Genomic DNA, 15792 nt, shown 5'->3' on the forward strand with positions numbered 1-15792 from the left:
ACACTCTCCTGCCACGCCGTCATCTTCTCAGGCGATTTGTTCGAGCACCAGCCCCGAATAGGGCGGCAGCGATCCCGGCGCGGCGCCATTCACCGCCGCCAGCACCCGGAATCGGTCCGGCTGCGCTGGATGCCATGCCAGCGGTGTCTTGCCCAGATTGAACGCGCAGGTCAGCGCCTGCTCGTCGGCGACACGCGTGAAGACGAGCAGCGCCTCGTCCGCCGTCAGCACTTCCATCGCGCCCGTGCGCAGCGCCGGATTTGCCGCCCGCAATGCGATCAGCCCGCGCGTCAGGTTGAGCAGCGAGCTGTTTTCGCTGGTCTGCCGGTCCACCGCCTTGTCGGCGTGGTCGGGGCCGAGCGGCAGCCACGGCTTGCCCGCGGTGAAGCCGAGATTGGCGGCATCCGCCCGCCACGGCATCGGCGTGCGCACGCCGTCGCGGCTCAAGGTCAGCGGCCAGTTGGCGATCGCCTCGGGATCCTGAAGCTGGTCGAAGCCGATCTCGACCTGGGTCAGCCCCAGTTCCTCGCCCTGGAACAGGATGGCGTTGCCGCGCAGGCACATCAGCAGCAGCATCTTCATCGCCGCGAACGCATCGCGATGCTCGGCATCCGCCCAGCGCGACACGGCGCGCGGCGCATCGTGATTCTCGAACGCCCAGCTCGGCCAGCCGGTGCCCGGCGCATCGGGCCAAGTCTCGACCGCCTTCTTCACCAGCGCGGGGGTCAGCTTGTTCGCATAGAGGAAGTCGAAGCCATAGGCGCTGTTGAGCCGCCCCTGCCCTTGCGTGAAGGCGTGCATCTCGGCCTCGGGCGTCGGCCCACCGACCTCGGCGACGGTGAAGCGCCCGCCATAGCTGTCGGTCAGTTCGCGGTGCCGCTCGAGGAAGCCGACGATGTCGGGGTGGCTCTGGTTGTAGATGTGCTGCTGGAAATCGAACGGCCGGGTGCGCGGCGCGCCGGTGTCGGGCGCCGGCGGATTGTCGCGCAGCAGCGGGTCGTGCATCGAGAAGTTGATCGCATCGACGCGGAAGCCGTCGACCCCGCGGTCGAGCCAGAATTTCGCCGCCGCCAGCGCCGCGTCCTGCACCTGCGGGTTGTGCAGATTGAGGTCGGGCTGCTCGCTCAGGAAATTGTGGAAATAATATTGGCCGCGCCGCGCGTCCCAGGTCCAGGCCGGACCGCCGAACACCGACTGCCAATTGGTAGGCGGCGAGCCGTCCGCCTTGGCATCGGCCCAGACATACCAGTCGGCCTTGGGGTTGTCGCGGCTCGCCCGGCTTTCCTTGAACCATTCATGCTGGTCCGAGGTGTGCGAATAGACCTGGTCGATGATCACCTTGAGGCCCAGCGCATGCGCCTTTTCAATCACCGCATCGAAATCGGCGAGCGTGCCGAACACCGGGTCGACGCCGCAATAATCGGCGATGTCGTAGCCGAAATCGCGCATCGGCGAGGTGAAGAAGGGCGACAGCCAGATCGCGTCGGCGCCGAGCGACGCGACATGCTCGAGATGCGCAGCCACGCCGGGCAGGTCGCCGATGCCGTCGCCGTTCGTATCGGCAAAGCTGCGCGGATAGATCTGGTAGATCACGGCGCCACGCCACCAGTCGCGGGTCGCCTGTGCCGCGGGCACGCGCGAAGGCTCGCTCACTTGGCGCCTCCCGCGGCGCAGGCGACATAGCCGAAGGGCGGCAGCGTCACGGTGACGCTGCCCGGTGCGGTGGCGGCGGGCGCACATTGGCCGACAAGTGCCGTGAAGGTGGTGGCGCCGACCCCGACCTCCACCTGTCGCGTGATCGCCCTGCCGCTGGTGTTGAACGCGACCAACACCTCGGCGCCCGTCACCGGATCGAAGCGCGAGACCGCGAACAGCCCCGGCTTCTCGTCATAGGCGCGCGTCACCTGCCGCCCGCGCGACAGCGCGGGGGTCGTCTTGCGCAGCGCGGCGAGCCTGGCGATCTCGGCGTAGAGCGGATGGCCGGTGTCGAAGTTCGACTCCGCGGTGGTCTTGCTCGTGCCGAGCAGCTTGTTGTCGTTGTAGATCGCGACCTTGCTCGGGAACATGTCCTCGCGCGCGTCCTGGTCGTTGCCGTCGCCGACAAAGCCCTGCTCGTCCCCGGCATAGATGGTCGGCACGCCGCGCAGCAGTAGCAGCATCGCATGGCCGAGCTTCACCCGCGCCAGCACCTCGTCGTCGCTCGCCTTGGGGAAGGCCTTGCGCACATCGGTCGAGAAGCGGCCGTGATCGTGGTTGGAGATGAAGGTCGGCAACCGCAGCGCCGCCTCGGCGCCGCCCTCGTAGAGCGCATCGCGGTCGAACATCGCGGCGAGCACGTCCGGCCCCTTCTCGCCCGCGACCGTATGCTGGACCGCGGCGCGAAAGCCGAAATCGAGCACGCTCGGCAGCTGGTGCACGCGGGTGTGGAGCGCGAGGTCGCCGACATCGCCGTCGTTCGCCACTTCGCCGAAGATATGGAAATTGGGGATGCCCTTCGCCTTCGCCCGATCGATCATCGCCTTGGAAAAGCCCTGCCAGAACTCCGGATTGACGTGGCGGGCGGTATCGATCCGGAAGCCGTCGATCCCGAACTGGTCGATCCACGCGCCATAGATGTCGATGAACCCCTGCAGCACGCGCGGGCTTTCGGTCATGAGGTCGTCGAGCCCGACGAAGTCGCCCATGGTCGAGCTTTCGTTGCGGAAAGTGGTGTTGCCGCGGTTGTGATAGTGGATCGGGTCGTTGAGCCAGGCTGGGACCTTCACGCCCTTCTCGGCGACGGGCACGAACGGCGTGTAGGCATAGTTCGGATCGGTCAGCCTGGCGAAATTCTCCGGCGTCTGCACGCCGTCGCCGGCGAAGCCCGGGTTGATCGCGGCGCCCTTGACCCCGCCCTTGCGCTGATAGGGATAGTCGGCGCGACTGCGATAGTCGCACGCGCCGCACTCGCGATACCGGATGACGTCGGCGGTGTGGTTGGTGATGATGTCGAGATAGACCTTGATTCCGCGGGCGTGCGCCGCTTCGACGAACGCCTTCATCTCGGCGTTGGTGCCGAAATGCGGGTCGACGCGGGTGAAGTCGGTGATCCAATAGCCGTGATAACCGGCGGATTCCTCCCCCTTCGGGCCCTGGACCGGCTTGTTCTTGTAGATCGGCCCGAGCCAGATCGCGGTGGCGCCGAGCGACTGGATATAGTCGAGCCGCTGGACCAGCCCCTTGAGGTCGCCGCCGTGGAAGAAACCCTTACTCGCAGGATCATAGCCGGTGGCGAGGCGATCCCCCTTGAGGCCGCCCTGGTCGTTCGCCGGATCGCCATTCTCGAACCGGTCGGGAAGCAGGAAGTAGAGCACTTCCATCTCGGGCGCGCGGGCGCGCAGGTCGGCCGGAGCGGCGGTCTGCGCGGTCGCGGAGGTGCCGGCGAGCAGGGCAAAAGCGAGGGCGAGGGTTCTCATGCGATACTCGACTGGCTGAGGGTGGACGGAGCGCCGCAGAAGCGCGCGAGATAGTCGGCATGGCCCGGCAGACGCGCGGTATCGCGCTGATAGGCCTGGGCCACGGTGGAGAGGAACTGGTCGAGCTGCGTGTCGTCGAGCGTGTCGGCGAGCGGGTGCCAGCGCTCGGGCACGATGCCCTGCCCGATCATCACCTGCACCCAGCCAGGAACGTCGAACAGCTCGTCCTGGTCGCGGATGATCCGGCCGGTCGAACGGAACATGTCGATACGGAAGTTGAGTTTCTCCGGAAGTCGCATTCCGCGTTGCGCCTTCCAGAACGGATCATGTCGACAGTTGGCGAAATAATGGAGGATCACGAAGTCGCGAATCCGCTCGATCTCGAAATCCGTGAGACGGTTATAGGCGTCCCGCTCGACATCGGTCACCGGCCCCGCGGGCAGGAAGTCGAGCAGCCGGGTGATGCCCGTCTGGATCAGGTGGATGCTGGTCGATTCGAGCGGCTCGATGAACCCCGCCGCGAGCCCGAGCGCGACGACGTTGCGGTTCCACGCCTTGCGCCTTTTGCCGGTGCGGAACTTGAGCAGCCGGGGATCGGCCTGCGGCGCGCCGTCGAGATTGGCGAGCAAAGTCGCCGCCGCCTCGTCCTCGCCGATATGCGCCGAGGAGAATACATAGCCGTTGCCGGTGCGGTGCTGGAGCGGGATGCGCCATTGCCAGCCCGCGGCGCGCGCGGTGGCGCGGGTATAGGGGATCAGCGGCTCGGCGCGCTCACACGGCACCGCGAGTGCACTGTCGCAGGGCAGCCAATGGCCCCAATCCTCGAACCCGGTCTCGAGCGCACCCTCGATCAGCAGCCCGCGAAAGCCCGAGCAATCGACGAACAGCTCGCCGGCGACGCGCACGCCGCTGGCCAGCACCAATGCCCCGACATCGCCGTTCTCGCCGTCGCGCTCGACCTGCTCGATCCGGCCTTCGGTGCGCACCACGCCGCGCGCCTCGGCATAACGGCGCAAATAGGCGGCGTAGAGCCCGGCATCGAAATGGAAGGCATAGGGCATCGCCGGCAGCGCGCTGTCCGCCGCACGCTCGACATGCGCGAAGCGGTTCGCCTTGGCCGCGACCGCGTTGAGCACATAGTTGCCGAGCGGCCCCGCGCGCCCCGCGGCGCGCGCGCGCAGCCAATAGGGATGGAAGGGCAGCAGCCCGAGCCCCCGCCCCACCACGCCGAACGCATGCATGTAGCGCTCGCCCGGCGCGCCCCAGCCGTCGAACTCGATGCCGAGCTTCCAGGTGCCGTGCGTCTCGCGCAGGAACTCGGCCTCGTCGATGCCGAGCGCCTGGTTGAACAGGCGGATCATCGGGATCGTCGCCTCGCCCACCCCGACGGTGCCGATCTCCTCGGACTCGACCAGGGTGATGCGCCAGCCCGGCCCGCAGAAGCGCGCGAGTGCGGCGGCCGCCATCCAGCCCGCGGTACCGCCGCCCGCGATCACGATATTGCGCGGCGTTGGATCGGTCATCCTTGCCATCCTCAAAACTTCCCCGCCACGGGCACGCCGCGGCGGGGAGGCGGGGGGAATGGTCAGAGCTTGTAGCTCAGCCCGAGCAGATAGCGGACTCCGTAGCGCTGATAGTCGATCGTCAGGCTCTCGTTCGCCGCTTCATGCGTGATGAACGGCTCGTCGGTCAGGTTCTGCGCCTGCGCCAGGATGCCGAGCCCCTTGAGCGGCCCGTTCTGGAATTCGTAGCCGATCTGCGCATCGACGATCGTCTCGGCCTTGGCGAGCCGCTGGATGCGCTCGGTGCCGATGCCGCTCAGCTCGGCGAGGAAGCTCGACCGGTGCCGCACGCTGGCGCGCGCCGAGAAGCCCCATTTCTCGAAATAGACCGTGCCGTTCGCGACCCATTTGGAGAGGCCGGGCAGCGGCTGCGACGGATTGCCCGGATTGGGCGTGATCGAGCTTTCGGTGACCGACACGCTGCCGAGCACGCCGAAGCCGTCGAGCGCCTCGGAGAGGTTGCGCAGCGAGAAGGTCGCCGACAGTTCGGCGCCGTAGAGCTGCCCGCCCTCGCCGTTCTGCCACTGGGTGACGATGCCCTGGCGCAACGCCGGTTCCGGACCGCTGGTCACCGGGAAGCCGGAGAAGTCGTAGACCCTGCTCTGCTCGAAGATGTAGGTTTCGAGATTCTTGTAGAAGCCGGCGAGCGCGATGTAGCTGTCGCGGCCGAAATATTTCTCGACCGAGAGATCGACCGCGTTGGCGATCCACGGCCGCAGCCGCGGATTGCCGCCCGTCCCGCTCCACGGCGAGAAGTTGATGTCGGTATTGCCCGCGCGGTTGCTGTCATAGCCGAAGTTGAGCGAGGCGCGCATCTGGTCCATCCGCGGACGGGCGAGCTGGCGCGCCGCGCCGAAGCGCACGGTGAAGCCGCCGTTGAGGCGCGCGACCAGGCTGAGGTTGGGCAGCACATAGGTGTAGCGCACCCCGTCCGACAGGTCCGTGATCGTCGCGACCGGCGATCCGCTCGCGCCGAGGCCATTCGAGAACTGGTCGACCGAAATGACCTGCACGCCGACATTGCCGCCCAGCTTCGACCCGTTCGACATCTCGACGTCGACGTCATAGCGGGCATAGCCGGTCAGGATCTCCTCGCGCACACCCCAGCTGAAGGCGAAGAGATTGGCGTCGGTCGCCGGGTTGAAATTGTAGATGCCGCTATAGGCCATCCCGAGCGGATCGTAGCTGACCATGCCCGGAATGCCGAGGAAGGCGAGCTCGGTCGGATCGAGCAGCTGGTCGCCCGGGATCGGCACGCTGGTGTTGTGCAGCGGATCGGCCGCATTCGCCTTGAGCCCGAGATAGAAGCGCTGCAGGTCGAGATTCTTGTCGCGCTTGTTGTAGGCGACGCCGAGCGCCAGCTTGCCCTGGTTGTCGCCAAGCTCGCGCTCGACATCGAGGCGGAAGGCGAGCAGCTCGTCGGTGGTGCTGGGGTTGTTGAGGAAGCCGTCCTGCCCGCCCGGCGTGTTATCCGCACCCCAGCCCTGCGGGCTGGTCAGGAAGATCTGGCCGGGATCGGCATAATTGAGCGTCGGATCGAAGCTGTAGGTGCCGTTCGAATTGCGGCCGAAGCCGAGCGTGTCGTACGGCCCGTTGCCGGCGCCGCGCGAGGTGCCCGAATAGGTCTCCAGCACCTTGTCCTCGCGGTCGACGCGCGAATAGCTGGCGTCGCCGCTGATCTTCCACGGGCCGGTGTTGTAGGCGATGTTGAGCCCGACCGAATAGAGATCGGCCTCACGCAGATTGGCGTCGTTGCGCACCACGCCCTTGACGTTGCCCCAGGTGCCGTCGGTGATCACGCCATCGGTGACGGTATAGCCGGGCTGGAGCACGGCATTGCCCCAATAGAGCGGGAATTCGATGCCGCGCAGCGTCTGCTCGTCGCGGAACTTCGAATAATAGCCGTCGAGCACGATGTTGAGATCGGGATTGGGCTTGAACTGCAGCGTCGCCAGCGCGCTGGTGCGCTCGAGCTCGGTCGACTGCACATAGGGCTTGGACCCGCCGATGATCTGCGCGCCCTGCGCCGCGGCATATTCGGGCCGCGGGGTGAAGGTGTCGTCCGCGGTGCTGGGCGTGCCCTGCGTGTTGCGGATGCCGTAGAGATCGTTGTTGGTGTCGAAGGTGGGATAGCCCCAGGCGTTGAACCGCTCGAACTGGGTCGGCGAATTGATATGCGCGACGCCCAGCGTGATCCCGACCGTGTCGTCGGCGAACTGATCGATATAGGTGAGGCTGCCGCGATAGCCCTTGTCGTTGGTGCCGCTGTTGAGCTTGCCCGGCGAGACGAGCTCGCCGCGTGCGTTGAGGCCGATCACGCGGCGGCCATGATCGAGCGGGCGGATCGAGCGCAGATTGATCGTGCCCGACAGGCCCTGGCCGATCAGGCCGGCGAAGGGCGTCTTGTAGACGTCGACCGCGCCGATCAGCTCGGAGGGATATTGATCGAACTCGACGCCGCGATTGTCGCCCGTCGTCACCTGCTCGCGGCCATTGAACAGCGTCGAGGAGAAATCGGGCGAGAGGCCGCGCACCGAGATCACCTGCGCGCGCCCGTCGAGACGCTGCGCAGTGAGGCCGGGGAGGCGGGCGATCGCTTCGCCGATCGAGTTGTCGGGCAGCTTGCCGATATCCTCGGCCGAGATCGATTCGACGATCTGGTTCGACTCGCGCTTGGTCGCGACCGCGGACTCGATCGCGGCACGGAAGCCGGTGACGGTCACCTCGGTGCCTTCATCCTCGGCCGGCGGCGTTTCCTGCGCATAGGCGGGCGCCGCGACGAACAGCACAGCGGCAATGGCGCCGCCGCTGACGCCGAGTGCGAGACGGGCGGCCGAACGGCCGGTGGCGGTGTAATTCATCGTTCCTCCCCTATGCCGGCCCTTTCTGGCCGGCCTGTTCTGTCCAAGTCGCGCCGGATCGGGCGCGTTGACGCCATAATCGCGCCAAGCCCGCCGCGCGGCCAGCGGACGGCATACGTATTCAGCGCCGTGGCGATGCTGCGTGGCTATTGCGCAACATTGACGCGGGGGGCGAAGTGGAGTGAAGTTCGGGAGGCCGAGCGGAGGGCACATCCGCAGGCGATAGGGGAGACGGGCCGCTGGCCATGCAACGCAAGCCGACCTCGTTCGACATTGCGCACCTCGCGGGGGTGTCGCAGCCCACCGTTTCGCGCGCGCTGCGCGGCGGGCCGGGCGTCAACGAGGCGACGCGCAAGCGGATCGAGGCGATCGCGCAGAAGCTCAACTACCGCGTCGACAAGGCGGCATCGAACCTGCGCAGCCGCCATGCCGAGACGCTGGCGGTGCTGATCTTCCAGGACGAAAGCGCCGACGACAGCGTGATCAACCCCTTCTTCCTGTCGATGCTGGGATCGATCATGCGCGCCTGCGCCGATCATGGGCAGGACATGCTCGTCTCCTTCCAGCAGCTGGCGAGCGACTGGCACCATGATTACGAGGATAGCCGGCGGGCCGATGGCCTCATCCTGCTCGGCTATGGCGATTACGAACTCTATCGCGACAAGCTCAGCGAGCTGATGGCGCAGGGCACGCATTTCGTGCGCTGGGGATCGGTGCAGTCGGAGGGGCTGGGCCTGACCGTCGGCTGCGACAATCAGGGCGGCGGGCGCGAAGCGACACGGCATTTGCTGAACCTCGGGCGGCGCAACATCGCCTTTCTGGGGCATGCATCGAGCCATTATCCCGAATTCCACGACCGCTATCGCGGACATGTCGCGGCATTGAAGGAGGGCGGGATCATCCCGCGCAAGCGCCTCCAGTTCGATGCGCTGACGACTGAGGAAGCAGGCGCCGCCGCGGCCGAGGCGCTGATCGCGAGCGGCGAGACGTTCGACGCGATCCTCGCCGCGAGCGACCTGATCGCGATCGGCGCAATGCGCGCGCTCGCGGCGCATGGCCGCAAGGTGCCCGAGGACGTCGCGGTCGTGGGCTTCGACGATATCGCCGCGGCGAGCTTCACCAGCCCGCCGCTCACCACCGTGCTGCAGGACACCCGCGCCGCCGGCCGGACGCTGGTCGAAACCTTGCTCGGCCGCATCCGCGAGGAGCGCGTGCATGACGTGCTGCTGCCGGCGAAGCTGGTCGTCCGCCGATCGTGCGGCTCACTCGCCTGATCATTCAAGGAAACTGAAGTGGAGAAATCGCGCCAGGGCTTTTGGGGCCTGTTCAACCTGTCGTTCGGCTTCTTCGGGATCCAGATCGGCTTTGCGCTGCAGAATGCGAACATGAGCCGGATCTTCCAGTCGCTCGGCACCAGCATCGACGATCTGCCCGCCCTGTGGGTCGCGGCGCCGCTGACCGGGCTGCTGGTGCAGCCGGTGATCGGGCATATGAGCGACCGCACCTGGCTCGGCCGGCTGGGGCGGCGGCGGCCGTATTTCCTTGCAGGCGCGATCCTCGCGGCGCTGGCGCTGTTCGCGATGCCGCTGGCGCCGGTGCTGCTGTTCGCAGCGGTGATGCTGTGGGTGCTCGACGCGTCGCTCAACGTCTCGATGGAGCCGTTTCGCGCCTTTGTCGGCGACATGCTGCGCAAGGACCAGCACAGCGCGGGCTATGCGGTGCAGACCGCCTTCATCGGTGCGGGCGCGGTCGTCGGATCGATCTTCCCCTGGGCGCTCGAGCATATGGGCGTGTCGAACGTGGCGCCGGGGGGCGGGATTCCGGATACGGTGCGCTACGCCTTCTGGTTCGGCGGGGCGGCGCTGTTCCTCGCGGTGTTGTGGACGATTCTGAGCACCAGGGAATATAGCCCGGAGGAGATGGCGGCGTTCGACGGGCCACGCGCCGAAGCCGAGAGCGACACCATGCGCCTGCTCGCGGCGCGGGGGAACACGTCGAGCCTGATCTGGATCGCCGCGGGGCTCGCGGTGATTGTCGCGGTCGGCAAGTTCGGGCTCGAGAAGGAAGTCTATCTGCTCGGCGCGCTGCTCGCGGGATACGGCGTGGCGAGCCTGGCCGCGATCCAGCTCGCGCGGCGCGGCAGCGGGGCGAACATGCTGAGCCATATCGTCGGCGACTTCACCGGCATGCCGGCGCTGATGAAGCGGCTCGCGGTGGTGCAGTTCTTCAGCTGGTCGGCGCTGTTCATCATGTGGATCAACACCACGCCGGTGGTCGCGCAATATTTCTACGGCGCGACGGACGCGGCAGATGCGCGCTATCAGGAGGGCGCCAACTGGGTGGGCGTGCTGTTCACCGTCTATAACGGCGTGGCGGCGGTGGCGGCGCTGACGCTGCTGCCGTTGCTCGCGGCGCGGTTCGGCAAGGCGCGGACGCACATCGTCGGACTGCTGTGCGGCGTGGCGGGGTTCGCGAGCTTCTTCGTGATCCGCGATCCGCAATGGCTGATCTTGAGCGAGATCGGGATCGGCATCGCCTGGGCGTCGATCCTCGCCATGCCCTACGCGATCCTCGCCTCGAGCCTGCCGCAGGCGAAGCTCGGCATCTACATGGGCCTGTTCAATGTCTTCGTGGTGGTGCCGCAGCTGCTCGTCGCGACCGTGATGGGGTCGATCATGAAGCGCTTCTTCCCCGATGAGCCGATCTGGACGATGGCCTTCGCCGCCGCGACGCTGCTGGTCGCCGCGGTGGCGATGCTGCGGGTCAGGGAAGCCTAAAGCGCGGCGAAATCGATCGGGGCGTGGCGATCAAGCGTCTTCGACAGGTCGGGCATCGGGTATTTGAGGCCGGTCGCGCAGTTGAACAGCACTGCGCGATCGTCGGGTGAGATCAGCTCTTCGGCCAGCGCCTTGCGCCACGCCGCGAGCGTCGCGCCGCCCTCGGGGCAGAGCAGCAGACCGTCGAGCCGTGCGGCGTCCTCCACCGCCTCCAGGATCGCGGCATCGCTCACCGCCATGGCGAAGCCGTTGCTCGCGCGCACCGCGTCGAGGATCAGGAAATCGCCCACCGCCTGCGGCACGCGGATCCCCGCGGCGACGGTGTGCGCGTCCTCCCAGCGGGTCGCGTGGCGCTCACCCTGCTCCCAGGCGCGGACCATCGGCGCACAACCCTCGGCCTGCACCGCGACCATGCGCGGGCGCTTCGCGCCGATCCAGCCGAGCGCTTCCATCTCGTCGAACGCCTTCCACATGCCGATCAACCCGGTGCCGCCGCCGGTGGGGTAGAAGATCACGTCGGGCAGTTCCCAGCCGAGCTGTTCGGCGAGCTCCAGCCCCATCGTCTTCTTGCCCTCGATCCGATACGGCTCCTTGAGCGTCGAGAGGTCGAACCAGCCATTGGCCGCCTTCCCCGCCGCGACCAGCTTGCCGCAATCGTCGATCAGCCCGTTGACGCGATAGACGCGCGCGCCCTGCGCCGCGATCTCGCGCACGTTGATCTCGGGCGTGTCGTCGGGACAGAAGATCACCGCTTCGATCCCGGCCTGCGCGGCATAGGCGGCCGCCGCGGCGCCGGCATTGCCGTTGGTGGGCATGGCGATGGTGGTGACGCCCAGCTCCTTGGCCATCGAGATCGCCATGACCAGCCCGCGCGCCTTGAACGATCCGGTGGGCAGGCGCCCCTCGTCCTTGACCAGCAAGGTCGCGGCGCCGGCGCCTGCGGCGATCTTGTGCAGCGGGACGATCGGCGTCGCGATCTCCCCCAGGCTGACGATGTTCGCGGTCTGGCGCACGGGGAGCAGCTCGCGATAGCGCCACAGGTCAGCGGGACGCTGCGCAAGTTCAACGGGCGAAACGGCGGCGCGGACCGCATCGAGATCGTAGCGGACCAATAGCGGCCGGCCGACGGAAGAGAGGCCGTGCAGCGTGTCGGCCGCGTATCGCTCGCCGGTCATCGAACATTCGAGATGGGTGACGAAGGTCGGCCGGTCGGCGGTCCGATTGTCGTCGTAGCGCATGGCGCCCGTCTAGAGCGCGTAGCTGTGGGCGTCGAGCGGGCTAGTCGATCCGCTCGGCGCGCCAAGTGTCGCCAATGATGGTGCGGTCGCCAACCGCGCCCCGGTAGGCGACGCCATCTGCTGCAAAGCTTAGCGCCGCCCCAGCAAGCCGGGCATCGCGGATCGCGCGGCCGTCGAGCATGCCGCTCACGCGGCTGTAACGCTGCGCGATTGCCAGCGTCGCGGTGGTGCCGTCGCCGCGGACCAGCCGCCATTCGCCGCCGGCGATCGCGGGGATGGTCCAGAGATAGACATGCTTCTCTGAAACCTCGCGATGCTGCTCGGGCGGCCAGTCGCCCATGTCGAACGCGTGGCTGACGACGCGTGCGCCGGGCTTCATCTCGCTCAGCAGCTTGGGCTTGAGCCGTTCGTTGATGTCAGGGAGCAGATAGAGGGTGACGACATCGGCGTCGCGCAGCGACACGGTGAACAGGTCGTCGCGGACGAAATGCACGCGGCCCTCGAGCCCGGCAAAGCGCGCCTTTGCACGGGCCCGGGCGACGAGATCGCTGTCGATCTCCACGCCCAGCGCGCTGGCGCCGCGGCGGACCGCGGCCATCGGAATCCTGCCATCGCCCGAGCCGAGGTCGATCAGCCGCTCGCCCGGCTTGAGCCCGGCCATGTCGAGCATGCCCTCGACCACCTCGGGCGGCGTGGGGACATAGGGCACATCGGCGTCGCGTGCGCGCGCGGCGATCGGCACCACGCTCGAACAGACGGCGCCGAGCACCAGCGCGCGACGGCGCAACGGACTAGTCAAAACTGGAGGTTACCCGACCAGCGCGGCAAAGAACTGCGGCTTGATTGCGATGAACAGTGCGATGAGAAGGCCGATGGCCAGTCCGGTCATCGTGCCCGCAGCGATACCGCGCAGATGCGCCCTTTGCTCTCCGGTCGTCATCTCTTCCTCCAGGATCCGCCGCATCGTAGCGCAAGCGCCGCGCGCTGGACAGCGTCCCGGTGCGTGAGGGCCGAAACGACAAAAGCCGCCGACCCGAAGGTCAGCGGCTTTTGTCGTTTGCGGCGATGGTTGCGGGGGTTGGATTTGAACCAACGACCTTCAGGTTATGAGCCTGACGAGCTACCGGGCTGCTCCACCCCGCGCCAATCGCTTGTTGCGCAACACGTCAAAGGACGCAGCGCCCAGAAAAAGCAAAACGCGCCGCGCCGTTAGAGCGCGACGCGCGTTTTGCGTATCTGACATTGTGAATGGGTTTTCCAAACTCCGCTGCCACCGGCTGCAATGCCTGGCGACGTCCTACTCTTCCAGCGCTTGAGCGTTAGTACCATCGGCGCAGTCAGGTTTCACGGCCGAGTTCGGGATGGGATCGGGTGGGTCACTGACGCTATGGTCACCAAGCAATGAAGCAGGTGGCTGCGGGTTTGGGTTTCAAATCGATGCGTGCACCATCTTTCGATGTAATCAAGGCTCAAGGTCAACAACCTCAATGATCAGCAGAGCTGTCATTGATGGTGGGACTCATCAAGCGCGAATAGGACAATTAGTACTGGTTAGCTCCATGCGTTACCGCACTTCCACATCCAGTCTATCAAGGTGGTGGTCTACCACCGTCCTAAGAAATCTTATCTTGAGGGAGGCTTCCCGCTTAGATGCTTTCAGCGGTTATCCCGTCCATACATAGCTACCCTGCTGCGCCGTTGGCACGACGACAGGTACACCAGAGGTATGTTCAACCCGGTCCTCTCGTACTAGGGTCAACTCCTCTCAAATTTCGACGCCCACGGCAGATAGGGACCAAACTGTCTCGCGACGTTCTGAACCCAGCTCACGTACCACTTTAATTGGCGAACAGCCAAACCCTTGGGACCTGCTCCAGCCCCAGGATGTGATGAGCCGACATCGAGGTGCCAAACGATTCCGTCGATATGAGCTCTTGGGAATCATCAGCCTGTTATCCCCGGCGTACCTTTTATCCGTTGAGCGATGGCCCTTCCACGAGGGACCACCGGATCACTATGACCGACTTTCGTCTCTGCTCGACTCGTCAGTCTCGCAGTCAGGCTGGCTTATGCCATTGCACTCTAACGATCGGTTTCCAACCGATCTGAGCCAACCTTCGCACGCCTCCGTTACTCTTTAGGAGGCGACCGCCCCAGTCAAACTACCCGCCACAGAGGGTCCCTGAACCGGATAACGGTTCGAGGTTAGACATCAGAAAACAACAGGGTGGTATTTCACCGTAGGCTCCACACCAGCTGGCGCCGGTGCTTCAAAGCCTCCCACCTATGCTACACAGTTATTTCCTAATGCCACTCTGAAGCTGCAGTAAAGGTGCACGGGGTCTTTCCGTCTAACCGCGGGTACTCCGCATCTTCACGGAGAATTCAATTTCGCTGAGCATGTCCTGGAGACAGTGGGGAAGTCGTTACGCCATTCGTGCAGGTCGGAACTTACCCGACAAGGAATTTCGCTACCTTAGGACCGTTATAGTTACGGCCGCCGTTTACCTGGGCTTCGTTTCGGAGCTTGCACCCCTCCACTTAACCTTCAGGCACCGGGCAGGCGTCAGGCCCTATACGTCGTCTTGAAGCCGACTTAGCAGAGCCCTGTGTTTTTGCTAAACAGTCGCTACCCCCTGGCCTGTGCCCCCTGACTCTGCTTGCGCAAGGCCAGGGCCTCCTTCTTCCGAAGGTACGGAGGCAATTTGCCGAGTTCCTTCAGGACACTTCTCTCAAGCGCCTTGGTATACTCTACCTGACCACCTGTGTCGGTTTCGGGTACGGTCTATACGGTGGAGCTATTTCCTGGGACAACTTCGAAGCATGCTCAATCCGTTAAGAGCATACAACACACGCCATCCGTCACTACCACCAGGCCCACGAATATTAACGTGGTTCCCATCGACTACCCCCTTCGGGCTCGTCTTAGGGGCCGGCTCACCCTGCTCAGATTAGCTTTAAGCAGGAACCCTTGGTCTTTCGGCGAGAGGGCATCTCACCCTCTTTATCGCTACTCATGTCTGCATTCGCACTTCCGATACCTCCACCGTCGGTTACCCTTCGGCTTCACAGGCTTACGGAACGCTCCGCTACCGCGTGGATAAATCCACACCCTAAGCTTCGGTGCATCACTTTAGCCCCGTTACATTTTCGCCGCAGGAACCCTTGTTTAGACCAGTGAGCTGTTACGCTTTCTTTAAAGGATGGCTGCTTCTAAGCCAACCTCCTGGCTGTTTTGGGATTCCCACATGCTTTCCCACTTAGTGATGACTTGGGGACCTTAGCTGTAGGTCAGGGCTGTTTCCCTTTTGACGACGGACCTTAGCACCCGCCGTCTGTCTCCTGGATAGTACTCCTAGGTATTCGGAGTTTGGTTAGTATTGGTACAGCTCGCGCCGCCCGCAACCATCCAGTGCTCTACCCCCTAGGGTATTCGTCCAAGGCTCTACCTCAATAGATTTCGCGGAGAACCAGCTATTTCCCGGCTTGATTGGCCTTTCACCCCTAAACACAACTCATCCGATAATTTTTCAACATTAAACGGTTCGGTCCTCCAGTGAGTGTTACCCCACCTTCAACCTGGTCATGCCTAGATCGCCGGGTTTCGGGTCTAATGCATCAAACTCAGTCGCCCTATTCAGACTCGCTTTCGCTGCGCCTACACCTAACGGCTTAAGCTTGCTTGATACACTAAGTCACAGACCCATTATGCAAGAGGTACGCGGTCACACCCTAAAGATGCTCCCACTGCTTGTAGGCGTTCGGTTTCAGGTACTGTTTCACTCCCCTCATCGGGGTGCTTTTCACCTTTCCCTCACGGTACTAGTTCGCTATCGGTCATGTACGAGTATTTAGGCTTGGAGGGTGGTCCCCCCATGTTCAGACAGGGTTTCACGTGC

Annotated in this window: 9 protein-coding genes, 1 tRNA gene and 2 rRNA genes (1 of these 12 cut by a window edge); 2 read left to right on the forward strand and 10 right to left on the reverse strand. The window is 65.0% G+C overall.

The genetic code is table 11. The features are described from left to right. Window positions 1-27: 27 nt before the first annotated feature. The 4 genes from OK349_RS16735 to OK349_RS16750 all read right to left on the reverse strand — a co-directional run bounded on the left by OK349_RS16735 (window position 28) and on the right by OK349_RS16750 (window position 7878). A complete protein-coding gene (locus tag OK349_RS16735; RefSeq protein WP_265119047.1) occupies window positions 28-1653 on the reverse strand; it encodes an alpha-amylase family glycosyl hydrolase in 1626 nt (541 codons plus the stop codon). Next, a complete protein-coding gene (locus OK349_RS16740; protein WP_265119048.1) occupies window positions 1650-3455 on the reverse strand; it encodes an alpha-amylase family glycosyl hydrolase in 1806 nt (601 codons plus the stop codon). The genes OK349_RS16735 and OK349_RS16740 overlap by 4 nt, the downstream gene beginning before the upstream one ends. Further along, window positions 3452-4978: a tryptophan halogenase family protein gene (locus OK349_RS16745; protein WP_265119049.1), complete on the reverse strand. Its 1527-nt coding sequence runs from the start codon at window positions 4976-4978 to the stop codon at window positions 3452-3454. Before OK349_RS16745 ends, OK349_RS16740 begins: the two co-directional genes overlap by 4 nt. 62 nt (window positions 4979-5040) lie before the next feature. Continuing rightward, window positions 5041-7878: a TonB-dependent receptor gene (locus OK349_RS16750; protein WP_265119050.1), complete on the reverse strand. Its 2838-nt coding sequence runs from the start codon at window positions 7876-7878 to the stop codon at window positions 5041-5043. 239 nt (window positions 7879-8117) lie between these two features. Between OK349_RS16750 and OK349_RS16755 the strand changes: the two genes are divergently transcribed. Further along, window positions 8118-9152 (forward strand): LacI family DNA-binding transcriptional regulator, encoded by a 1035-nt coding sequence (locus OK349_RS16755; protein WP_372340585.1) that lies wholly within the window; start codon window positions 8118-8120, stop codon window positions 9150-9152. 18 nt (window positions 9153-9170) lie between these two features. After that, complete coding sequence (locus OK349_RS16760) at window positions 9171-10655, forward strand: MFS transporter (protein ID WP_265119052.1); 1485 nt, start codon at window positions 9171-9173, stop codon at window positions 10653-10655. On the opposite strand, the gene OK349_RS16765 is transcribed toward OK349_RS16760, so the two are convergent. The 6 genes from OK349_RS16765 to OK349_RS16790 form a co-directional block, all read right to left on the reverse strand. Continuing rightward, window positions 10652-11893, reverse strand: a complete 1242-nt coding sequence (locus tag OK349_RS16765; RefSeq protein WP_265119053.1) for a threonine synthase — start codon at window positions 11891-11893, stop codon at window positions 10652-10654. The two genes, OK349_RS16760 and OK349_RS16765, sit on opposite strands and share 4 nt — an antisense overlap. Before the next feature lie 40 nt (window positions 11894-11933). Further along, a complete protein-coding gene (locus tag OK349_RS16770) occupies window positions 11934-12692 on the reverse strand; it encodes a class I SAM-dependent methyltransferase (RefSeq protein ID WP_265119054.1) in 759 nt (252 codons plus the stop codon). Window positions 12693-12701: 9 nt separating this feature from the next. Continuing rightward, the gene (locus tag OK349_RS16775; protein WP_265119055.1) at window positions 12702-12857 is read right to left on the reverse strand and encodes a hypothetical protein; all 156 of its coding nucleotides are present in this window, start codon (window positions 12855-12857) and stop codon (window positions 12702-12704) included. A 102-nt stretch (window positions 12858-12959) separates the two neighbouring features. Then, window positions 12960-13036, reverse strand: a tRNA-Met gene (locus OK349_RS16780). Between the two features lie 141 nt (window positions 13037-13177). Further along, a 5S ribosomal RNA gene (gene rrf / locus OK349_RS16785) occupies window positions 13178-13292 on the reverse strand. Between the two features lie 122 nt (window positions 13293-13414). Continuing rightward, window positions 13415-15792: ribosomal RNA gene (locus OK349_RS16790) — 23S ribosomal RNA — on the reverse strand (it continues 412 nt past the right edge of the window).

Origin of the sequence: Sphingomonas sp. BT-65, from assembly GCF_026107375.2 — a bacterium.
In the GTDB taxonomy this organism is placed as follows: domain Bacteria; phylum Pseudomonadota; class Alphaproteobacteria; order Sphingomonadales; family Sphingomonadaceae; genus Sphingomonas.